Genomic DNA, 21,850 nt, shown 5'->3' with positions numbered 1-21,850 from the left:
CGCCCATTATAGCAAAAGGCTCCGGTAACAGCGGAGCCTTTTGTCTCGTAAGAAATGCTTGAAGTAAGGCCGAACAAATATGAAATCGGCCCTACTTTGATCATAGCAGAGATCGATGATCAGCGCTTGCCGTGGTGGGGACAAGTCGAGCTCACAGAACCTTCATTTCGCGATCCCATAATGACCGCATACCAGCCCGTTCGTTGATCGAGCGATGGCTGGCTGGGGCAGACTTAGCACGATGATGCTGGACCTCCAGAAATGGCTAGATATGTACGCGGAGAAAGGGGCCTGGTGGGCGCCCTTTTTTCGTTTCTAGAGACAGAGAAAGGGAGCCTCGAAAGGCTCCCTTGGCAGCTTACCTGCCAGCAAGATGTTTGATCACCTCCCTTCGCAAGGCGACGAGCGCCATGATGCCGACTATGAAGAGGGTGAGCGCGACCAGTGCGATCAAGATCGCCTCAGCGACGCGCTTCACGACTCCTTCCCCGATGCGCATGTTGACCACACGGGTACTTGTACCCCACGAAGAATGACGTGGTGCGAAAGTACGAATGTAGTTTCAAAGCAACAGTGGCCTTCGCAATATACCAGTGTGCGACCACCAGGTCTCTCCGAAATCGCCACCTTGCGGCAGCATACGAGACATTGAACGTGCATCGCATAGTACCTCCTAGTGTCTGGTGGGTTTCTTGAGTGATTGGAGCATCATGTCCGCGATCTGATCTGCCACGCACTGGAGACAGTATCGGTCCCGGTCCGGTGCATCATCTGCGGGCGGGTGAAGTGGTAAGCCACAACCCGCACACTCGTTGCGCTTCATGGCCATCTCCTCAGGTGCTTCTAGCTACATTTTATCATGCGGCTTTCTGAGGGTCGGGCAGCGGCGAATCGTATGGCCTGGCTTGTCGCATCCGCTGCAATGATGGGTGCGGACTCGGTTCGGGACCGGATTGTGCGGCTTTAGTTTGCCGGGGTGACCGTGGGTGCTCATACCTTACTCCCAGCCCATCAACGCCAAGGTGAGTAAGGTGACGCCAAAGCCTAGCTGGATGTCGGTTCCGTCAATGGCGGCAAAGATGAATAGGAGGCCAAAGGCTGCTGCTACGATCGCTGTTGCTCGTCTAAATTTGTTCATATTTCAGTTGTTAGATGTTCGATAATCTCCACGGCCCTCCCTTCTCTGATCTCCACCCTGCGGACCTCGCGGCTCTTAGGTGGCACATAACGGTAGTGAGCGTGGTTCTTCCCCCGATACTCAACCTCGATCTTGCCGCCCTGGAGTAGCTTGATCGCGGTTTCGTGCTCGGAAGTTGGTCGGTCTGGCGGAAGCGTCCCGCATACCTCGTGTAGCACTCTGAGGCGTCGGCCGACGGTTTCGGCGGTGACGCCCATCGTCTCCCGCGCCAGGTCTTCGATGAAGCCTTTGGCTACCCACTGGTACGGGCGCTTGATGAGGTAACTGGCGAGGCGCTCTTGGAGCGTCCTCATGGCCTAGAGCGTTAGCAAAACCAGTCCGATAACGAGTGACGCAAACATAGCGGTCATTGCTTGGCGGAAGTGCTTGTCGCTGATCTGTTGCGCGGCGGTGCGATCGCGTTGGATGCGGCGGTGCGGCTTCGCGATATCGTGGTAGCGGAACTCAGCCGCCTCTTCGTGTGGTTTCATAGGTTAGTCAAAACTTTGAAGTGCGAATAATGTTGTGATTAGGGCGAGTACCGTTGAAGCTCCAAAGTACCAGCCGCGCATATCCGTAAGGTCTGTCGTAGCTCCTAAGTAGGCCAGTGCCCAGCTCATTAGAGCAAGCGCCGCGACTTTGAGAAATTTTCGCATAGTGACTGATTATTTCTCGCGTACACAGCGGTACACGAGCCGATAAAAGTTGTTCGAGCTGCCTAGCTTGAGGCGGCGGATCACGTCGGCCTGGGTGACCCTCTTCGGATCAATCAGGTGTGCCGTGATCACTTCGCGCTGCAATTTGGTGATCGGCTTCATAGGCTAGTTTGGCGGCTCTTCCTCGATGTACCGCGGCTCGGTGTCTTCCTGGGTCAGGTCTTCCGCTGGCGTAGGCGCTGGCTGGTACGTTTGTGGCGGCGGTGGAGCGGTTTGCGCTCGCTTCGTCGCTGGGTTGAATGGGTCTTCGTCTCGTAGGATCGCCGTGATGTCGAAGCCCTCGGCTTTGACCTGATTCCAAGCCGCTTTGATGTCGTCCTGGAGCTCAGAGTGAGGGGACGGCATGGTTGTGTACTTGGTGTTCTCCTTGGTCGTCCCCTCGCGAGTGACGGTCAAATTGTAGCTGAGCGGTGATCCCCAATCTTCGTTGCGGGCGTACCCTTCGATCGCGGTCTGGATCGACTTGGTTGTGAGGCTTAGCACCTCCACGCGGTTGGTATGGAAGTTCCACACTGGCATCGCCCAAAAGTGGTTGAGCTCTCCTCGTTTAAATCGGGATACATCGGTCGGCTTCTCATTGAAGTCGAACCGGATCGGCTTGTCTTTACCATCGGCAATGACCCAGCCCTCCCAACCGAAAATCGGCTTGTCGAGTAGGCGGAACTTGTAGGTCCCTGGCTCCTTGAATTTCAGATAAGGCGCATCGCTTTTTGGTACCTCGTAGTCGTCGCCAGCGTTGGCGAAAAAGTCATGGTTCATACGTTCTATTTTTATTGATTAAGAATGGTCGGTCGCGTCCTCCCATTTCCGCTGTTCCGCAAAGTCTGCGTGATCCGGTGATGGGTGCGTTGGTCGGTCGATTTCCTGAGCAATTTTCAAGCGCCGGTCGCCCGTGCTCTCGATGGTATTGGCCATGCGGATTGCTCCGCGGCGCTGGCTCTCCTTCCATCCATCGCTGTACGGAAGGGCATCGATCTCGCGTAGGCGCTCGTTGAGCTTGTTGGTCGGCTCGCTAGAAGACCTGGCCATGCTCGTCTGATCGGGTTGATAAGAGCTTTCGCAGCTCGTCGGCCTGGTCCTGGAAGAACCTAGCCAAGCGGGACAGCGTCACGGGTGCGGTGCCCTCGTCTGGTGCGTTCATAGCTTGTTTGTTAGGTGGATAAATTCGGCGTTCAGCGCCTTACTTACTAGTATATCTTACTAGTAAGAAATCGCAACTAGACGGGGTGTGTATAAACAAAAAGCCCCACCTGGGGGCCTTTTGCATACTAGTGAGAGTCTTACCAAGCTCTCGCTGCGGTGGGTGAGTTATTGGCACAAACTCCTTGCGAGAAAATGGGCCAAGGTGGTCGTGTCGCGACCGCTATTATTCTACCTCATAGACCACAGGATTGGTACCGTTGAGCAAGGTCCAAGCCTTGCGGACCGTCCCGATGAAGGCTGCCACGATGGACACTCCCATGAGCGCCAGGAACACGATGTCACCGGCAAGCTCGATGAGATTGTTGGCAGTGGTGATGAGCCCTGGATCGGTTAGCCCGCAAAGGTAGCCCGCTTCGCAAAAGATTCGAATAGCTGGCAGGATTTCAGCGGTGAAAGCGGTCATGAACATGGCGCCGAAGCCCATGACTGCGAGCGACGCTTTGCGTGGATCGGCTGAGGACTTCACGAGGAAGGCCCAGACTAGTTTCAATTTCTCGATCATATAAATTAGATTAGCTGATAGTAGTACGTTTCGTACCCGTTATCTCCCCACCGCTGTCGCCACGTTGTTGCGGTGTAATTCTGCTCCCATTTCCCGGTAGCACTGTCGTTAGACATGATGCCGAACTGGCCGATGATACCGACGTGGCCATTGGTCACCTTTTTGCTCGTGCTGCTGCCAGTCGGGCTCAAGATGATCGTGCCAGGTGTCGCCACTTCCGATCGCCGGAAGCGAGGATCGGTGTCGAGACGGGCCTTGAGACTCGCTGTGCCGGTGATGATGGGGAAGTCCGGTAGAACGTCGCGAATGATGTTTGTGACGCTCTCCGCGCATCCTATGGTGTCTGGCGCCAGGTCCTTGGGCGAAGCGTCGGTCCCCAATCGCTTGGTAGCTGCTGTGAGCAAGCTCGGCCGCTTGATCTGGAGCATAGCGATCACTCGCCTGAGGATCGAAACCTGCTTCTCTTGGTTTCGACGGGTTAGGTCAAAGTCATCCCAATCCTTCCCAGCACACGCGCCCCGGATATCCCCGTCGGCGTGAAGCTCATGGGTGTCGTCCTCCAATCCGGCGCCTTGGTTGAAGCCGTGAAGGAACTCGTGGATGAAAGTTTGGATGAACTGATTGAACCGGACGCGGCGGGTGTGCTCGTCGGCCCAAAGGTAGAACTCCTGGATTAGATCATAGTCTCGATTGAAGCTGCCATTGAGGCTCGGTTTCACTCCCCACTTGGTCCGCTGCGCGTCGCTCATGTGGAGCCCGACGAAGGTGTATCCCTCGTCAAGCAATGGGCGGGAAAGCCCGTCCATCCACTCGTGGGTGATCCGGCCGTCTTTCACTGTGGGGACGATGTTGCGGTGCTCGATCTCAAGGGAGACTGTCCCATTCTCGATCTGGTCAAGCTCTGCCTGGATTGCAGCCAATTTTGCCTTGAGCGTACGCCACGAAAGCAGTGTCTTGTCCGTGGTGATCAGCTTTATGCGGATGGCCTTCATACGGTTTAGTTAGATTTGCTCTCGATCCCGAGCTTGCCTTTAATCGCTTCGATGCCGACCAAGATGTCTCGAATATCGCCGTCGATGCTATCGACGCGAGACTCCAGCTTGGCGATGTCGTCACGGCTCTCATAAACTTGGGACTGCAACGATGCCGCCCAAAAGATCGCTGCGATTGTTTGTACAGCGATGGCCAGGATGACGCCGGAGTTGATATTCCAGCGGAAGGTTTGGTGGTTCCCCTGGTCGTTGTCTTTGCTCATGGATATATTATGCCATACGCCTACCGGCCTTGATTTTGCTTACTCACAAGGTCGTAGACCATGCTCCCGAGGCAAACAAAGATGATCACGATCGCCAGAAAGATGTTGGCGAGTATCTTCATACCTAAGCCGCGGCGTAGCTAAGCGTGTACCGAATGATTGTGTTGCGGCCGGAAGCCTTAACGTATGGGGTGGTGAAGAGCGCTCGGGTGTAGAGGGTGGCGCCAGCGCGTAAGCCCACCTCTCTATAGGTGCCGTTAGTAAGGTCCCCATCTACTATGAAAAATTCGAGCTCGATGCTGGCTCCGCTGGGGGCAGTTTCGGTGGGTGTGACGCCAGTGAGGACCGGAGTCACAAGCGCCGTCTGCGAGCCTGATACTGCGGTGCTGCCGCTACCGATTTCGAGAGACGTGATTGCAAGGGCGTTGGTCGTCACCCCTGCGTGGTGCTGAGCGATCAATGCCAAGCCCGCATCCAAAATGAGGTTGTGCATTTTTGGCGATCGCCAGACTTCAAGCCCGGTTTTAGCATCGACTGAGATAATTTCGAGGAAGCCGCGAGCGTACGAATTTGTGTGGATTTTCATGCTATCGGCTTAAATGTAATACTCCTCGACGATGATAATGCCTTGCCCCCCAGCTTGGCCCGCTATGCCGCTTGGCTGACTGTCCTGGCCGGTGATCCTGCCGCCATAACCATAGCCTCGTCCGGTCGGGCCGTAGTAGTCACGGTCGTTCCCATCTTCAAATGTAGCGGGTACCCAACCGGACAAGTACCCCACACCAGGCCCTTGCATAATTCTCGCCTCAACAGTGCCTCCGTCATCGTTTCTTAATGCAAACGATCCGGTGCTCCCAGCCATTGAAAATGATCCTGCCGTTGACACCGTGCCTCCTGAGGGAGGGGTGGCAGAGCCCCGGGTGCTGCCAACACCTCCGGCGCACACTAAGTGAGTTCCAAAAGAGCTAGTGCCTCCTGTGCCTCCATTGCCGCTGCTGGTCCCGGCTGTTCCTCCCGCCCCCACAGTCGCAGTCTCAGTTGCGGCTAGAGAAGCGGCAGACAGCCACCCCTCGGTGTAGGCTCCTCCCGCACCACTGCATGTAAATTCATTCGTCGCTCCTCCAGAGCCGCCACCGGCTGCTTGGACCTTCACAAAGACCATCGCGAGGCCGGGATATTTCGTCCAAGTGTTCGCGCCAGGGGTCGTGAACGTCTTGAGCTCGATGCGCGAGAAACCGGTGAAAAGTTTGATTGTGGTGGTGCTCATCGCCACCCCAACAATCCGCTTGTTGGTCGGAGCAGTGGTGGTGATTGCGCCTGCGGTACCGCTTAGGAAGTAAATGCCGTTCTGAGTAAGGCCGGTGAAGCCGGTCATCATCCCCTCGGGGACAAGCCGGACCGTCGCATTTAGCGCAGCGCCTTCTTGGGCGAAGCCTTTGAAGTCTATTTTTGTGAGGTCATCGGCATCGCATTTATATGCTTTGCCGTCTGATGAAGAAATGTAGCAGGCGTCTCGGGCTGAAAGTGCCTCCCCCGCTGTCGTTAAAATTATGAAGTCGGTGTCTAGGACCTGCTGGCCGTTTTTTATCATGCCTCAATTATACATGAGCTCACGGTTAGGACCCGTCGAGATAATCCTTCATTTGGATACCTAAGTCTTCCAAGACGATGTGGTGCCAGGGATACGGCTCAGTTTTCCCTTCCTCGGCCGCCTTCTCCGCGAACACAGCCTTGATGCGATCGGAAATGTCCCTGGTGGGAACCAACGCTGTCACGTCCTGCGGGGTGAACTTCAACTCGTCGGTTTTGATCCGCCACTCCCGCTCCCAGGTGTGATCGATGTTGTAGTGGTCAGACAGCCAAAAACGGACGTGAAGGTGCTGCTTCTCGGGTGGGAGCTTCGAGTAGTCTGGATCGGGCTGGTAGATCACGGGACGGCCGCCCTTCGCGAACACCCACTGCTTCTTGAACATGACGCCATATGGCCGGTATTTCACGGTCTCGTGCGGCATGGCCAAAATCTGCGGGAGCTTGGAGACTGGCGCCTCGCTAAAGCAAACGCAGCGGTGACTGCCTTTGATAAATCCCGTGCCCCCCAAGAGGGTACGGGTGTTCAGGATATTGATGAAATTGAGCAACGCGTCGGGGCCTTTGGTAAGATGAACCAAGCGGTCGCTCAAATCGTCGCGAATGATCTGCATTCACCGTTCTTGCCACAGTGTGGGCTGGTCGCGCCACGCTAGGCGCTACACGTATGTGGAATATCCCCACTCGGCCGTGTTCCAAAGGTACGGGCCGGTTGAGTAGGTGGCATCGTCAAGATCGTCCGATCCCGTCGCCTCGTCCCTGAATGTGAAGAAGGCCAACAGGACCTCCATCTCGTCTGCCTGGAGCTCTTCCTTCTTCAAGAGGCTGCGCAGCGCCTCCACTAGCGTCAGAGAGGCCGTCGAAGCCAGTTGGACGGACCAAACACCCTCTAAGCTGCTCCCATTCGGATACGGCCGGAATCTGACGCTCTGGATGACGTAATCAGCGTCCACTCCATGAAGTGTGGAGTTGATGTTGATGAGCTGCCCGGTGCGAAGGCCCGCGGTGTAGGTATCAAAAGATGCTTCGGAGAGCTCGGCTGCGAACGCTTCAAGTTCGGCAATTCCGCGATCGATCGTCTCGTCCTGGGTGGTCAGCGTGCTTTCGCTGACAAAGTGCTCGAACTCGCCAAACTCAACGATGCTCTCGTTGTCTGGGACCTCGGTGATGACAGGCACAAGCGGGTAGCCTGTGATCTCAATGTTGGTCGTGCCAACTCCTGGTGCGGGCGGTGGCGTGGCGAAGCGAATGTACTTCTGCTGGAAGCTCCAATAGCAATCGAAGCCTACAGTATTGATGTTCTCAAGGCCCACGGTCTTGGCGACGCCGTTCACCTCCACCACTGGCTCTCCGGCAAATTTGAAGTTGGTGGCGAACTCGGTGCGCTCCCCATCGCCCGCGTGTAGCGTGGTCCGCACGGTATCTGACGGCTGCTCGCCCCCGAGAACGAAGATCTTGTTTCTGAGCTGAGAAAGGTCGGATTTGATGCGCAAGCTGGAGACAATGTAGTTGCCGCTGTCGTCGGTGAGATCGAACGGGGCTTCCTCCCCTTCCCGCTCAAAAAAGTGCAAGTCCTTGTAGTAGTCCACGTACCAGAGGTAGTTGTTGAGCTTGGCGATCTTGTCGAAGCACTCTGAGAGAGTGAGGCGGTTGAAACTGATGCTGCTGATCGTCTGAGGCGCTGAAACGGCTGTGCCCGTGTAGGTTGGCGCGTAGGTGGTCAGAAGGTCGTCAATGATATCCTCAGCGGTGTAGTTTTCGTACCGCTCGGTCGCGAGTTTGCGGTCCATCTGAAAGCTAAAATCCACGCACTCGACGCTGTAAATTACAGTCGGTGGAGCCTCGACGCGGGTCTCTAGCGCGATGATCGAGCCGCCAAAAATACGCTCACCATCTGAGGTGATGATGATCTCGGCGTTAAGGACCGGAGTGAAGCCGCCTGGTCCCTTTTCAACGGTGAACCTGGCTGTGTTGCGGGTGCTGTTCCGTTCGTCATTGATCTCAAGCGAGGCAGCAATCTTGTCTGTGATGTCGGTGCCGTTGTGCGTGATTACGATCATAGGCGGGTGTTATTGCGGAGCTCAGACATGATCTGGTCGGCTAGGCGCTTGGCGGCGCTGCGGTCATCTAGGAAGGTGCCGCTGATGTATAGGTTGATGGTTGGTCCACCGGCTCCGGCAAGGGCGTTGTTGGGCACGATGGTGCCGCTTCTACCTGGTACAAATAGCTCAGGGCCAACTTCGCCCACCATGTAAGGGGTGCCGCTGTTGACGGGACCGCCCATGGCGCGGGGCTGGAACATGTCCGAGACGCTTTTGAATGCCTTTTTTGTGACGCTCACTCCTAGCTTCACGCCAGGTAACTTGCTCAGGGCGGCTAGAGCCTTTGCGACGGCCACTACGATCTCATCAAGTGGACCCAGCATGGCATCGACGGCCGCGATTGTAGCGTTTTTGACCCCCTCCCAGACTTCGGCCCACGACACGCCAAACTCCTGCATGGCGTTTCGAACGGAATAGACGATTGCGGCGATGCCCGCGATCGTCGCAATGATCATGATGGCCACCGGGTTAAAGGCTAAGAGCGTAAGTGTGATGGCCGCTAGCACGGTCATGAGACCGGTAACCGCGCCGGTCACGAGGATGATGTTCCGGGCGAGCTCAGGGTTCTGTTGAATCCAGTGGCCGACATTCTCAATCACCGGCTTCACAGCATCAAGGACGCTCACAAGGACAGGCGAAAGCTGCGCTCCAAGGGTCGCTGAAAGGTTCTCAATCTCCGCGCTGAGTATGCGTTGGCGGTTCGCTAAACCGTCGCTGGTGTTCGCGAAGTCGTTGGCTGTCACAGCGGTCTGCGCCATGATCAAATCAACACGGTAAAGGCGCTTCTCAGCCTCAGTGAGCGACGCCACTTCTCGATCGATGCCTTGACTTAGCAAGTAGGTTTGAAGGGAGGCGTCAGTCACGTCCCCAGCGTATCGTCGGATGGCTTCTGTCTCTCCGCGGATGGCCTGGTTAATGGCGCTCATGGCATCCTGCACATCTGTATTGAAAACTGAGGCCATGTCGGCAGCACGGACTGCCAGGTCGTTCGTCTTGCCCGCCACCTCGTCCATGGTGACGCCGGTGTCTTTCAAGAGCGCGCCGGTGATGGTGGCCATCTGATTGAAGGCAGCTTGGGAAAGGCCCACTGCTCGCGCTGAGTTCTCGCCAAACTTGAGGATCTCATCAGCGCCTTCGCCGAACACGACGTTCACAGCGTTGATTGATTCACCGAGGTTGCTGGCCGCTTTGATCGCTTTGAATGACGCCGCCCCGATGGTGGCAAAGGCAGCACCCCCGACCAGGGCGATCTGCTGAAATCCTTCTCGAGCCGATGAGAGGTCTAGCCTGGTCTTCTCGACCTGCTTGCGGACCCCTTCAATATTACCCCTTAGGCTAGAAAAAGCCGCCTTGGTGTCGTCTAGAGCATCAATCTTTATTCGTACGTTGGATTCCATCTTGCATTAATTGTACCACCGCCTTGATGAATGGCGTTGGCTGTTGGTAGAACGTCTGGTAATCCCACCCCATGTAGTGGCAAATCTGCGCTACTCCGCGGAGATCGTGTCCTTCATTTTTTTTTGCGCTTCTAGGATGCTGGCGTACACGAACGCTCCATCGGGCTCATACATCTTCTGGATGCGATCGAAGCAGTCGGTGGCGTCGCCGTCGATTGATATGATTGAGACTTTTAAGAGCTCGTGCTTCTCAGCGAGGGTGACTTGCGCCGTGTTAGTGACGGCAAACTCGACGCCATCCTTGGTCTGAATGAACTCCATTTGCGCAGTTTTGACCCGCTCAGCTTCCGCCACGGTCAGGAGTGTTTTGAACTCCACCTTGTGCTTGCCGATTGGCGTTTCAACGGTTTTAATTAGGTCCATAGATTACACGTAGGTGGCCTTAAGATTGACAAGTGAACAGGTGATCGCCTTCGCTTCAGTGTCGTCGTAGTGAGCAACGAACTTGATCTCTTCGGTAACGGTATCGTCCAATGGTCGCTCTTCGCTGGTGTCGAGAGTGACGTTTGGCAGGGTGATGGTTAGCTCTGGCTTGGCCGCGGTTCCGATCGTCTGATCAGTGTTGCGGATTTTGATTTCCATCGCTCGGGCGGTGCCAGCGATAGCCAGGGCTCGGTAAGTCTCATCGTCCTTGTCCATTTTGAATGAGCCGGACACGCTCAAGAGCGAGGCGATGAAGCCAAGAGGACTGGTCGAACTGAGGGCCACTCGCTCGCGACTGGCTCGGTCCATCTCGATCGCCATGTCTGTGACGTTGATAGCTGTCGCGCCAGCAAGGCCAGCAACGGCCGATGCGATCTTGACGGTCACCATGTGGTGAGGCGCCAGGTGGTCGCCGGTGTTGAATGAAGGGGTGAAGTTTGAGGTATCGGTCTCGGTGAGCCCTTTGATCGAAACGGTGCCATTGATCACGTCGTCGATCGGGAAGTTGAGCGCCATCTTGGTCACGACTGCGCCAGGGATTTGACGGTGGGTGTGAGCGCCCCGGGCGTGGGATAGCGAGAGGGTTGGCTGTGCTACCGCTGTGTTCAGCGTGACAGTGTGGCGATACACGATGGTTTCACCGGCTTCGGTGGCGCTGTTTAGGCCGCCGAGAAGTGACTTGAGGAAGTAGCCGATCGTGCGGAAACGCAGGTTGAGTGGGATGTCCCCCTCCACCTTCTTCATCGTGATCACGTCGCCGTGTGAGGCCACGCCGGTCAGCTTGGTTTCTTTGATGGTCGCCTTTTCGACGATGGTCTGGATGCTGTGTGGATCGCGGCTGCGAACGTAATCCTGTGCCGCTACAAAGGTGCCTGGAGTAGACTCCATCGCCACACCTAATGCAATATCCTCACCTCGTACGTATGTCATACCCTAATTGTTAGATTTGATAACCTCCTTCGCTTTTTCAAGCGCCTCATTCATGCTCTTTGCTTCAACAGAGATACCTAGTGACGGGATGGTGAATGTCTGCACACTCTCCTCCTGAGGCACTATGTCCTTGGTGATGCCATCGGCACGGCTGTTAATGTCCTTTTTCATACAAAGATTATAGCACTACGCGCTGCGATCCTGGTGGACCGTCACGCTGATCTGCATCATGGCCATGCGAAGTGGCACGTCTTCGGTACCGCCAAAGCCCCAACTCACGCTCGATGCGCGGCACCAGCCGTTTGGCAGGTTAAGTACGCCAGGCTTCTCAAAAACGACGCGATAAAGCTCGCCCACTGCGTCAGAAATGGCGGTTTCCGCGAGCTCAATGCTGGCTTCATCGGCCGGGTTGAAGGCGTAGGCGACGTACAAATTGAACATGAAGACCTTTTTGTCGGTCTCGGTCCCGGCCCACACGTTCTCGTTGTCCCCGTATTCGAGGATATAAGCTGGCCAGTCTGCGTCGATCGCCGGACTTGGCGCCCGGTAAAACGTCGAATGCGCCTCAGAAACATCATTGATACGGTTGATGATCGCTGTGCGAATATCCTCAGGTAGATAACTCATATATCGTTATTTTAGCACGCGTTTAATGATGGCCCTGGCCTCGTCCTTGATAAAGCTGCGCTGATCCCGAAGCGTGGCGGTGAAGAACTTAGTCTCACGCCGCTTGGTGCGGTTTTTATAGAAAGGGGCGCCGTGAACGTATGGGGAGTATTCGGCATAGGAAAGCAGGTTGGCGCCTAGCTTCCCGCGGTAGTAGAAAATTTGGCGACGAAGGTTGCCTGTCACTGCCGGAGCGTTCCGCTTGCTCTCCGCTTCGAGCTTGTAACCCACACGGTCCTTAAATGTATTGATACTCTCGGCTGTTGCCTGGGGATAACGCTTGAGAAAGGCACTTAACACTGCCGCTTCTAGGTCAAGCTCGATCCTCATACGCTGCGTAAAGTCCCCTCGTAATGTGAGCGGGCTCGGAAGGTGTGGTGCTTGACGCCGTAGACCTCATACAGCTTGTCGTTCTGGTCGGTGAGGCGGTCGCCAATGCGGACCTCAGCCAGTGAAAAGAGCCGATATGCTTTGCCTCCCCGGCCCATCTCGCCAGTGGCGAACGTGTCATCGATCGGCTGAATGTGACAAGCAAATGGGTCACCCACGGTAGCGTAGGTGGTCTTATTCCCGAGCACTGAGCGTCGGGCGATCGTGGCGGTGTCGGTGAAGTGGCTGTCGAGCATAGCTAGAAGGTTATGGGGCGTAGTGATGAGACGATCTGCTTCGCGAGCTCGTAGTCTGCCCGGTCTTTCTGCGATCGGAAGCTCACTTGGTACTCGCCAATCTTCTCAGACTGGACGGCCTCGCCCTGGTTGTTCACCTGGTTCACGATCAAGGCCACAAAGACGGTAGAGGCCCACGCTATCTTCTCTGGAAGTGTAACCGAAAGGCAGTGCGTCATGGTGACGGTGACGTTGGCGTAGTCGTTGGTGAAGGCCCCGGAACGGAGTTTGAGCAACTTTTTGATCGGCGAATTGTACGGGCTCTGGAGTACGTCATCGAGGTCCAGCGCGGTGCCATCGACCGTGATCTCGGTGATGGTGTGGACCGGTTTGGTGAGTAGCACACAGGTTCCGTCGCCATCGTAGGTGTACGTCTCCGGGTCTTCCCGGAAGATCGGAAACCCTGCAAGCTCATCGCAGTGCTCGCTCATGGCGGCAATGTAGGCGGCAAGCTGGGCATCGAACGACGAATCGATGGTGGTCAGGAGATAGTTTTGGACCTGAGCTTTCGTGGTATAGATTGGCATTCCGCCAATTATAGCATTCGTTAGCTAACCCAAGTGCTCAGCATCACAAGTAACATGATCAGACAAGACCCAACCACGGTGATTTCGTCCGGCAAAAGGGTTAACCCGATACCACGTCCGACCGTCTGGAGTATCCCTTACGTCACCCAGATCGAAATCGTAGCCGTTGGGGAGGGTTCCTATTTTCTTTCCATTTGGTGCGACGCGAAGGCTGAGCGTTCCCGCCTTCAAGGACACCTTGCAAATGTACGCATAGGAACTCGTGGCGCCTGTTCCGACCCATTCTTTGAATTCGGCGCGAGTTGGCCTCGTGTCGCTTGCGTTCGCGGTGCTAGGTAAACTAGCCAGAAACCCTAATGCAATCAGACGACTAAATGACATTGTGCCCTCCCAAGCATTAGGATTTCGCGCTCTCATACGCTACCAATAGGAGTGTTATCCGCTAGGCGGGCGAGTTCCAATAGGATTCCGAGGTGTAAAGGGTCGCGCCGACCGATTGAACGGACTGACACCGGCAGAGAACAGGGAATTTGCTCGTGAAAATGGGCTGCCAGATGGGGAAAAAGGGTCCTCAACGGGCGGATAAGAGATCCCGAAACTTGCCGGATTCAGGGTGAGCACAAGTTCTCCCTTTTCGACGCTGAATGGCGAAGCGTAAATCAGGCCGATATCGATGCCTAAGAGGTCAAATAAGACCGTGCTTGGAACGCATCGGCGGCTCACCGTCAGCCCTGCACTGGCATCTGCCCCGGTGTAGAGCGCTGGATCAGCCGTTAGACGGCTTGCTTTAGTGATCCCGGCCGCTCTGCCTGTCAGTGTGAAGCTAGCCTGGAGCGCAAAGAGGATGTTCGCCTTGGCGATGTCGGCTGCATTGCCGGTGTACGCAAACGTAGCTGGCGCTGTATCAAGACGGTAGCTCTTGGTCAGCGTCGCTGCCTGGGCGGTAATCGTGAAGCTGGCTGTATCGATCGGAAGTGAGCCGCTTGCCTGGATAGCGGCTGCATTGCCGGTCAGCGTAAAGGTACCGACTGCCGCGGGCATAGTGATCGGGAAGCGTGTGACGGTCCCTGCGAGGCTGTAAGCGCTTGTCTGTGCGAGGACGGCCAATGTGCGGGGTAACGACACAGAAACGCCTGAGAGTGCGAAATTTGCTGTCTCTGCGGCCATTCTGCGAGCTCGTAGGAGCTGCACGGCAATACCAGCTAGTTCGTAGGTCTGCCGGTCGGCCTCGAGAACGCCTAGGTTGGCAAATTCAGCGGCATTGCCGGTCAGTGTGAAGTTGCCGATCCCTGCTGGCATTACACTGGTGCGGGCGATGGTCGCTGCGATGCCAGTAAGGTTGAATGCACTCAGGTTTGCCTGGACCGCGAACGTCTTCACAGTTGGCGTCGCTATGCCAGTGAGTGAATAGGTCGCCAGAGCTGCCACAAGCCTCAACGCGCGCGAAAACGTGGCTGAGACGGTAGTGACGCTGAAACTGGCCACAGTGACCGCTAGGCGGCGATTGTAGCCTGTCTGGGCGGCGATCCCGGTCAAGGTGAAGCTCGCTACGGTAGCGGGCATTGAGCGAGCTCGATTGAGCGCTGTCGCTGTTCCGGTCAGAGTGAAGACGCCAGTTGATGCCAGCATGACGTTGGCCCGCGGGAAAGCGGTGGCGTAGCCGGTCAGCACAAAGGCAGCAGGATCGGCATTGAAGCGAGATTGCTTAGTGGTTGGAGTAGCCACGCCTGAAAGCGTGAAATTGGAGACCGTAGCTGGCATTTGCAGCGAGCGGCGGAAAGTGGCTGCAACTCCCGTCAAAGCGAAGCTCGATACCGCGGCGGCCATGACGGTAGTGCGGGCGATCGTGGCGTTTACGCCGGTGAGTGTGAAGCTGGCCTGGTCGGCTGTGAGGCGCCGGTTGTAGTACGTCCCTGTAGCGGTGCCTGAGAGTGAGAACGTGGCTGTTGTGGCTGGCATTCGTAAGGCGCGGCGGAAGTCTGCTGCTACCCCTGTCAGGCTGTAAGTGCGAACATCGGCGGTCAGGCGATAGAGCTTGGCCAGGACGGCTGCGATCCTGGTCAGAGCATAAGTGCGGAGGTCAGCGGTGAGTCTGAGCTGGCGGGTGAGGCCGGTAGCTGTGCCGGTTAAAGTGAAGGCTGCGACAGTGGCATCTAGCGGGGAAGCTCCGGCGGAGAGGGTAAAGGACCTGGTGCTGCTCCACGGACCATACCCCGCACCTAAGGTCGGCTCGATTGCTGCAACCCGCCAGTAATAAGTACCGTCAGGCAAAGCAGACTGGACCGTGTAAGTGACGGCCTGGGCTGATGCAAATGGATCGGAGTTGTCGGGGCTGCCGGAGAAACCGGCGTCCGTGCCAGACACCTTGCTTAGCAATACCGGGCTTGTGTACAGGATGTAACAACAGTCTGCTGCACTGTTGAACGACCACGAGTTATTTGAGCGGAAATACTGGTCGTTGCTCGCAAAATGGTCAGTGTTAGAGCTGTGCCATCGGTAGGAGTTTGCAGCGTCGCGGGCGCCGGACCGGGTGACCTCCATGAAGTATTTTACGCCTGACTGTAAAATCGGAGGCGTTGAAAAGGTAAATTCGTAATCTATCGCCGATCCGTTGAGCGTTCCACCTCCCACACCGCTCGAAGTTGCCAAGACGGTTCCGCCTAAGCTACTTGTTATCTTTACTAGGATATTATCAGTGGGCGTACCTTGCTTGGAGAGTTTAAGCGAAATCTTTGTGACATAAAGAGTTTCAGAAGGAGTGAACGCCTGACCCCGAGCTTGGAGACTCTCGCCTGATCCGGCTGTGCCGCCGTAGACCTCTTGAAAGGTGTTGTTCGTGCTTTGCGTCTGGTGAGCGTTTTCCGAAGCGAACCCACTAGTGACACCCACCTCGACTTTATACCTAAGCGCTGCGCTGGCGGGATCGGTGCCTGTGAACGTTAGGTCTGGCGTGGTGTCCGATACCGCACCCGCGTCTGCTGGTGTGTTGAGTGCTACTGTCGGGGCTAGTGCTTGGACAACCCACTTCGCCGCGCCTGTTTCCGATGCTGATATAGTACCGGTCATGCGCAACGTGGCCCCGGCCGCTCCGGTCGTTACGAAACGATGCCCGAGGTCTCCGGACATATCGTTCCCTACAGAAGAACTGAAGTGAGTGGCGGGGCTCTCAACATAATTCCCGCTCCAAGTTATTCCGGCCGCCGCGTCTATCCCGGTCGTCGGTCTCGTCATGGTCGCGCTGTCGTCGCGGATGCCGATGAGACCCATTACAACCGAGCCGCTTGGGACATCGGTCGTTGAGCTTGCGGAAACGGTCTGTGAGCTCGTGGTCCAATTCGTCATTGCGGCGGTAACTGTTGTTGGGGTGCCCCAAGTCTCTCCCGCGCCCTTCTGCCAGAGCATGATAACGGCATGGGCTTCTGTCGGCGCGGCGGACCAATCGAGAGACGGGTTGGCGTCGCCGGGCTGCCAGTCTCGGTACCAAGCCATGACTTTGACTGAACCGATCGAACTGCTTCCCGCTACTGCGCCGTCCGTGAAGGGGGTGCCGATCGGCGTCCATCCGGATGGATCAGCGACAGTGATTGAGTACGTTTTCCATGTCGCAAATAGGAACATGCGATCCCCGGCCGCTGGTGAGCCTGGAATGGTGACGCTGCTTGGATCAGTTACTACTCGCGCCCATGAACCTGCTGTTTTGAGAGAAATGGCCATTTTTCAAAGTATAACAAAACACCCGGCGCTGGCCGGGTGTTTGCTTTTGTACCTAAGCGATCGTCAGAACGCCGTTGGTGTCGTCGAAGTTGATGGTGAGGCTTTCACCGTCGGCTAGCGTGATCGAGCTGCCGTAATCGTAGTAACCGATGAGCGGGTCCGCTGGCGACGTTGGGGTGTCGTTGTACAGGTAGATGTAGCGGAATGGACCGACTGAACCACCTGATGCGGTGAGCGTAAGATCTGCCAGGGTGAGCTTGTACGTGCCACCTGACTGCGCGGATGCGGACGTGGTGACGTTTCGAGACGAAAGGTTCGTGTACGAAATCTGCGTCAGGTTCGCGAGGATGTTGGTCCCCGTGGCGCCTGTAGGCGGAGTGCCTTCTGATCCTGGAGCGGTGTTTGTAAGAGCAACCGCGAGCTGCCCTGAGCCGAGGTTGTGGACGCCTTCTGCGACGTGCTCAACGAAGCCGTTGAGTTTGTTAAATGCTGCTATAAGCCGATTGTCTTAATCCTTTTAATACCAAGCTCATCGCTTGAGTGGAGAGGCGAGCGAACTCCCCTCCCCTACAAGCTATTCAGCTTCCTCCTCAGAAGCGTCTTCAGCTTCCTCCTCTACTTTGGCAGCGGGCTTTCGGCCGCGGCGGGTGGTGACTGGCACCGTTTCCGCTGGCACTGCTCCTGGGACGTTGGCCCCACCCTTCACAACCTGGGAAAGTCCAAATTCGTTGAGGGTGATCACTGCGACTGTCTCAACCTCTGCGGCTTCGCGGGACGGTACCCACGCGCTGAGGCTAAACATGCCGCCGTCTTCACTGACCCGAACTACCTTGGCGAATTTGACACCGTAGCTCTCAAGAATGTCTCCGGCCTTCATACCTATGAAGCGAGGTTAGTCTTGATAGTAGCGAATGTACCAGTGAGGAACGCTGCGTTGTCGTTGGTCTTGATGTAAGACACTAGACGGCGACGTACCTTGATGGTGATGATGTCCTTCACAAAGTCAGTACCGTCTGAGTTTGTGATCTCAACCTCAACTCCACCCTTGCGGCGAACGTGCAGCTTGCGGAAGTCTCCCATGAGGAAGGTCCCCGCAGTGATTGCTGTGTTCTCGATTACAACCGCTCCGCCGATGCGAGTGCCGTCAGCCGTGATGAACGGAGGAAGGACGTATTGACCGTTTGAGTCCTTAGTGAGCTCTAGGGTTTCAACATCGGTTGGGTGAAGCAAAACGTGGGTTGGGCGGAACTTGCCCTTTCCAGCGCTCTTGATCGCTGTCGCACCAATACGGAGCACGTCCGCGTGGGTGGCGTTGGCGAGGATTTGACCTGACGAAGTGATCAACGTGTTGAGGTTGACCGCAACACCAAGCACGCCCTGGAGGTTCGGCGCTGTGCCGTTTCCGGAGAGGAGCTGAGTGTCGGTTACAAGGTTCACGTCCTCAGCGAGGAAGCCACGAATGGCGTTCACCAGCTCTGGACCGTCGCTCAAGATTTCGACTGAGTGCTTGTTAGCAACAGCGATCTTTTGAACGGGCTTCTTGTATTCCTGGAAGGTGAAGTCCTTCTCTGGAATGGTGCCGAGCTCAGCGGTGGTCGCCGGATCGCCCGTCGATCCAGTCACTTCCACGTACGAGACGTAGTCTGACGTGGTTTCCTGGGTGTCAGCGATCTGCTCGATGAAGATTTCACGGACCGGTGCTCGCTCCATGCCTGGTTGCAGGTCTGGAAGGATCACATCGCCAGTGAGGTCATCCTTGGCAGTGCTCTTCGCGAGGTAATCGAGGTCCGCTTTGCTCTTGATCTCGAACGCAACCGATTGACGGTTACCGCTCTTCACCTCGGCTAGACTTTTGACGACGTTTTCAACGTCGAATGAAGCCTTTTTATCAGCATCCACCGTCACCTTGCTGGTGCGGCCCTTGGCCTTTTCCTCCAAAGCGTCGAAGAACTTTTCGACGGCTTCCATCGTCTTAGTGAGGGACGCTTCCGCAGCCTTGTCGCCGCGTTCAACCGCCTTCCGCATCGCCTCCGCGAGCATCTTGGTGGCTTCATCAACACCGCTGTCGATATCGACTGCTTCTGTGTCTTCTGCTTCAACCTCTACATCTGCGCCATCCTTCTGGATAAGGGCGCCTTTCTCATCACAGTAAATCTTCTTACCATTGATGAGCTTGAAAAATTTCAACATTAAATTGGTAGTTAGGTGTTAATAGAGCGCCCATTGCAGGGGTACGGTGGTATCGCTCACTTTTGGAGTTGTCGGACTGCCTTATTCAACATGAGTATAGCATTGCGCTTTCGGATGGCGGCCGGGTCGGCTGCTTCAATGCTGTCCTCAATGTCCTTTTTGATGTCTATTAGCCTGTCCTTTAGATCGGCGTCCTTGATCAGAGCGCTACGGTTGGCGCCAATACCGACAAGGGAACACTCGATCAGCTCGCACTCCTTGAGAATGAACGCGTCCTTGTGCTCATCGTACTCAACGACATGCGGGATGAAACCGACTGAGACCATGTTGAGATCGCCGCGAACGACGTGATCCCAGGCTCGCTTGATGTCTGCGTGTACCTCAACGGCAAACTCAGCGACGCCCATAAGCATCTTCTGGCCGGGGTTATCGAGGTCTGGTTCAAGCCAAACCTTCAACCACTTCCCGAGGGGGTAATCGTTGGACCGGTGGCCCCAAAACAAGGGAGCATTCTTGGCGAAGTGCTCCAGAATCCAACTGTCCTGGTCAACGATGTCGCCGTGGCGATCGATCGCGGCAGTGGACATGACAAAGGTCGCGGTATGCTTGTCGTCATCGATTGAGACGGCCTTGGTGGTAAGGTCTAAATCAACTCGCTTTCCTACCTTCTCCGCAGCCTTGGCCTTGTACTCTGTTTTCATACTGAAAATTATATCATGATGAAGAAACGCTCCTGCTAAACCGCTGGTAGAAGCACGCAGCGGCAATTCACTGAGTGTTCGCCAGGGTGGCTCTCACCGTTCGGAAACGCGGCACCTTTCGGGACAATCTGCCCGTTGTTGTCGGCGTGCTCCGGCCGGACCTTCTCATCGCCTACGGTCAGCCATTCCTTACCCGTCACGATGGCGGATTGCTGGTAGGCGTCATCGGTCGCTTTCGAGAGTACGAAGTTGGTCTCGGTCTGCGCGATCGTGCGAGCGCGCTTGACGCTCATGTCATCAAAGTAGTCTCGGATGTTGCGGCCGATCTTCTCGGGGTTCTGGCCTTCTTTGATGCCGTCTGTGATCTTCTCTTTGAGCACCTGGAAGGTGGTCTCGACCATTGAGTTGGTGAAGAAGCTCACTCGGCCGTCGATCGCTGCGAGTAGGACCGCATCGACGAAGAAGTGCTCGCCAGACTTCCTGAAAAGAGCATCTAGAGCCTCCTGGCCCGCCTCCTTGTACAGGTTCGTCATGATCGGACCGAACGTGGCCTTAGCCGCTGATTTCTCGCCAATCAGGTCCATGAACGTGGTCGGACTGAGCTCGTTATCGAGGATGCGCTTCAACATGCCGTCGTGGAAGGTATCGAGCGCTTCCTTGACCTTCTCAGCCTTGCGATCGGCGCGGTCATTGAATGCCTTAGCGTAGGCTTCTTTTTGCGATTGGCTGGTGAAGATGCTGTTCATTTGGCGCTTGGGCTCTTCGCGCAAAAGCACCCCTGCCATCTTCTCGATCACGTCGAGCTTTTTCACGAGTAGCGGACGTTTGCGGATGAACTGCTTGGCAGTCTCGGTGAGCGCTGGATTGGTTTGCTGGGTGGCGAGCTCGTCAGCGCCTTCAAGCGCCTCGTAGTTGAATAGGGACCGGGCTTCGTTAGCGGTGATGATCCCTTTGCTCTTGAGTTCGGTAGCCTCCTTCAAAAGCACCTCACGATCGACCGGCACAGGGTCCGTGAAACTGAAAAAAACTGAAATATCCACTTGGGGCACAAGCCGGTGATTGATGGCGTCTAGGAAGGCTCCAAAGACGGGAATAACCGCTTCCTGGAGAAAGACACGGTAGCCTTCTTTGGCGTTTGCGAGGTTCACGTCGTCGCTCGTGACCATGGCCTTGGGGATGCGGAGCGCTGCCAGAATATCGTCGCGAAGAAACTGCTGGGTCGCGATGAAATCCATCTCTTTCGGCGTTTTGTTGAGCTCTTGGACCGACTTCACGTTGCGGCCGAAGATCCCCACGCTACCCGTGCTGCTGCCCCGTCCACCAAACACGTTGCGCCAGCGGGTGCGGAAATCGTCGGCTTGGCCCTCAGTCACGTCCACGTCCGCGAACACGGCCATGTCCGGTCGGCCTTGGTTTTTGAAGAAATTGGCCTGGTAGGCGGTGGCCTCAGTCTCGGTCAGAATGCGGGATCGAGCCGGGGTCACAATGCCGATACCGCGGAGCGGGTTGTTTGGATCAATGTTGCGGATGTGAAGCACGTCCTCGGGCGCGAAGCGCTGCAATGTGTCCGTGCGGTACTCGTAGCCAACGATGGTACGGCCGTCCGGCGCCAGGGCGATCTCAACCAGGTCCGGCTTGAGGGTGGCCATCTGTTTGATGGTGCTGCCTTCCCTATCGAGCAACCAGAAACAGTCCCCGGAAAGCAGGTAGTAGGCCGTCGAAAGCTCCATGAACTCTCGGGGTGATTGGAAGTCGTTGGGGTCATTGATGAGCGCTAGAAGCGGGTGATCGAACACCTCCGCCACGTCGCCCTTCTTGTTCTTGATCTTGTAAAGCTCAAACGGGATGCCAGCGACGCGCTTGGCGATCATTGATACGCCGATAAAGAGGTACAGGCTGTCCTTGTATGAGCTGAGGCTGGCGATGTCCTTGAGGCCATCAAAGCCGGTTAAGCCTGGCAGTTTGTGGATTGTGACCGACTTGCTTCTGGTTTTTAGTAGTCCTCGAAAGGGATTGCGCATATAAGAAGATTATA

24 protein-coding genes are annotated in these 21,850 nt (G+C 56.1%); all 24 read right to left on the bottom strand.

Features of this window, described 5'->3' with window-relative positions:
- Positions 1 to 1,134 precede the first annotated feature (1,134 nt).
- The 24 genes from ACWPMZ_RS02915 to ACWPMZ_RS02800 all read right to left on the bottom strand — a co-directional run bounded on the left by ACWPMZ_RS02915 (position 1,135) and on the right by ACWPMZ_RS02800 (position 21,836).
- A complete protein-coding gene (locus tag ACWPMZ_RS02915; protein ID WP_455702516.1) occupies positions 1,135 to 1,491 on the bottom strand; it encodes a hypothetical protein in 357 nt (118 codons plus the stop codon).
- Between the two features lie 351 nt (positions 1,492 to 1,842).
- A complete protein-coding gene (locus ACWPMZ_RS02910) occupies positions 1,843 to 1,995 on the bottom strand; it encodes a hypothetical protein (protein ID WP_455702515.1) in 153 nt (50 codons plus the stop codon).
- A gap of 3 nt (positions 1,996 to 1,998) precedes the next feature.
- On the bottom strand, positions 1,999 to 2,652 hold the full coding sequence (locus tag ACWPMZ_RS02905; RefSeq protein ID WP_455702514.1) for a hypothetical protein: 654 nt from the start codon (positions 2,650 to 2,652) through the stop codon (positions 1,999 to 2,001).
- Positions 2,653 to 2,670: 18 nt separating this feature from the next.
- Positions 2,671 to 2,808, bottom strand: a complete 138-nt coding sequence (locus tag ACWPMZ_RS02900) for a hypothetical protein (protein ID WP_455702513.1) — start codon at positions 2,806 to 2,808, stop codon at positions 2,671 to 2,673.
- 451 nt (positions 2,809 to 3,259) lie between these two features.
- The gene (locus ACWPMZ_RS02895) at positions 3,260 to 3,598 is read right to left on the bottom strand and encodes a hypothetical protein (protein ID WP_455702512.1); all 339 of its coding nucleotides are present in this window, start codon (positions 3,596 to 3,598) and stop codon (positions 3,260 to 3,262) included.
- Positions 3,599 to 3,603: 5 nt separating this feature from the next.
- The gene (locus tag ACWPMZ_RS02890) at positions 3,604 to 4,590 is read right to left on the bottom strand and encodes a hypothetical protein (protein WP_455702511.1); all 987 of its coding nucleotides are present in this window, start codon (positions 4,588 to 4,590) and stop codon (positions 3,604 to 3,606) included.
- Between the two features lie 5 nt (positions 4,591 to 4,595).
- Positions 4,596 to 4,853 (bottom strand): hypothetical protein, encoded by a 258-nt coding sequence (locus tag ACWPMZ_RS02885; protein ID WP_455702510.1) that lies wholly within the window; start codon positions 4,851 to 4,853, stop codon positions 4,596 to 4,598.
- Between the two features lie 124 nt (positions 4,854 to 4,977).
- A complete protein-coding gene (locus tag ACWPMZ_RS02880; protein WP_455702509.1) occupies positions 4,978 to 5,439 on the bottom strand; it encodes a hypothetical protein in 462 nt (153 codons plus the stop codon).
- Positions 5,440 to 5,448: 9 nt separating this feature from the next.
- A complete protein-coding gene (locus ACWPMZ_RS02875; RefSeq protein WP_455702508.1) occupies positions 5,449 to 6,444 on the bottom strand; it encodes a glycine-rich domain-containing protein in 996 nt (331 codons plus the stop codon).
- Between the two features lie 25 nt (positions 6,445 to 6,469).
- A complete protein-coding gene (locus tag ACWPMZ_RS02870; protein WP_455702507.1) occupies positions 6,470 to 7,054 on the bottom strand; it encodes a hypothetical protein in 585 nt (194 codons plus the stop codon).
- Between the two features lie 45 nt (positions 7,055 to 7,099).
- A complete protein-coding gene (locus tag ACWPMZ_RS02865) occupies positions 7,100 to 8,500 on the bottom strand; it encodes a hypothetical protein (protein ID WP_455702506.1) in 1,401 nt (466 codons plus the stop codon).
- Positions 8,497 to 9,939, bottom strand: coding sequence for a phage tail tape measure protein (locus ACWPMZ_RS02860; RefSeq protein WP_455702505.1), 1,443 nt, complete (start codon positions 9,937 to 9,939; stop codon positions 8,497 to 8,499). The genes ACWPMZ_RS02865 and ACWPMZ_RS02860 overlap by 4 nt, the downstream gene beginning before the upstream one ends.
- A 90-nt stretch (positions 9,940 to 10,029) precedes the next feature.
- Positions 10,030 to 10,362, bottom strand: coding sequence for a hypothetical protein (locus tag ACWPMZ_RS02855; protein ID WP_455702504.1), 333 nt, complete (start codon positions 10,360 to 10,362; stop codon positions 10,030 to 10,032).
- 3 nt (positions 10,363 to 10,365) lie between these two features.
- Positions 10,366 to 11,352, bottom strand: a complete 987-nt coding sequence (locus tag ACWPMZ_RS02850) for a phage tail tube protein (RefSeq protein ID WP_455702503.1) — start codon at positions 11,350 to 11,352, stop codon at positions 10,366 to 10,368.
- Positions 11,353 to 11,355: 3 nt separating this feature from the next.
- Positions 11,356 to 11,523 (bottom strand): hypothetical protein, encoded by a 168-nt coding sequence (locus ACWPMZ_RS02845; RefSeq protein ID WP_455702502.1) that lies wholly within the window; start codon positions 11,521 to 11,523, stop codon positions 11,356 to 11,358.
- Between the two features lie 15 nt (positions 11,524 to 11,538).
- Positions 11,539 to 11,979, bottom strand: coding sequence for a hypothetical protein (locus ACWPMZ_RS02840; protein ID WP_455702501.1), 441 nt, complete (start codon positions 11,977 to 11,979; stop codon positions 11,539 to 11,541).
- 6 nt (positions 11,980 to 11,985) lie between these two features.
- Positions 11,986 to 12,348, bottom strand: a complete 363-nt coding sequence (locus ACWPMZ_RS02835) for a hypothetical protein (RefSeq protein WP_455702500.1) — start codon at positions 12,346 to 12,348, stop codon at positions 11,986 to 11,988.
- Positions 12,345 to 12,644: a hypothetical protein gene (locus tag ACWPMZ_RS02830; RefSeq protein WP_455702499.1), complete on the bottom strand. Its 300-nt coding sequence runs from the start codon at positions 12,642 to 12,644 to the stop codon at positions 12,345 to 12,347. The genes ACWPMZ_RS02835 and ACWPMZ_RS02830 overlap by 4 nt, the downstream gene beginning before the upstream one ends.
- A gap of 2 nt (positions 12,645 to 12,646) precedes the next feature.
- Positions 12,647 to 13,210: a hypothetical protein gene (locus tag ACWPMZ_RS02825; protein WP_455702498.1), complete on the bottom strand. Its 564-nt coding sequence runs from the start codon at positions 13,208 to 13,210 to the stop codon at positions 12,647 to 12,649.
- A 435-nt stretch (positions 13,211 to 13,645) separates the two neighbouring features.
- Positions 13,646 to 16,924 (bottom strand): hypothetical protein, encoded by a 3,279-nt coding sequence (locus ACWPMZ_RS02820; protein ID WP_455702497.1) that lies wholly within the window; start codon positions 16,922 to 16,924, stop codon positions 13,646 to 13,648.
- Between the two features lie 574 nt (positions 16,925 to 17,498).
- Positions 17,499 to 17,801 (bottom strand): hypothetical protein, encoded by a 303-nt coding sequence (locus ACWPMZ_RS02815; protein ID WP_455702496.1) that lies wholly within the window; start codon positions 17,799 to 17,801, stop codon positions 17,499 to 17,501.
- 2 nt (positions 17,802 to 17,803) lie between these two features.
- Positions 17,804 to 19,114 carry a phage major capsid protein gene (locus ACWPMZ_RS02810; protein WP_455702495.1) on the bottom strand — a complete coding sequence of 437 codons (1,311 nt, stop codon included), beginning with the start codon at positions 19,112 to 19,114 and terminating at the stop codon, positions 17,804 to 17,806.
- A 56-nt stretch (positions 19,115 to 19,170) separates the two neighbouring features.
- The gene (locus ACWPMZ_RS02805) at positions 19,171 to 19,815 is read right to left on the bottom strand and encodes an HK97 family phage prohead protease (protein WP_455702494.1); all 645 of its coding nucleotides are present in this window, start codon (positions 19,813 to 19,815) and stop codon (positions 19,171 to 19,173) included.
- 35 nt (positions 19,816 to 19,850) lie between these two features.
- Positions 19,851 to 21,836: a phage portal protein gene (locus ACWPMZ_RS02800; RefSeq protein WP_455702493.1), complete on the bottom strand. Its 1,986-nt coding sequence runs from the start codon at positions 21,834 to 21,836 to the stop codon at positions 19,851 to 19,853.
- Positions 21,837 to 21,850: the final 14 nt, after the last annotated feature.

This window comes from Tsuneonella sp. HG222, assembly GCF_053819185.1.
The sequence above is the reverse complement of the archived record's forward strand: the minus strand, read 5'-3'. Positions and strand labels throughout refer to the sequence as shown.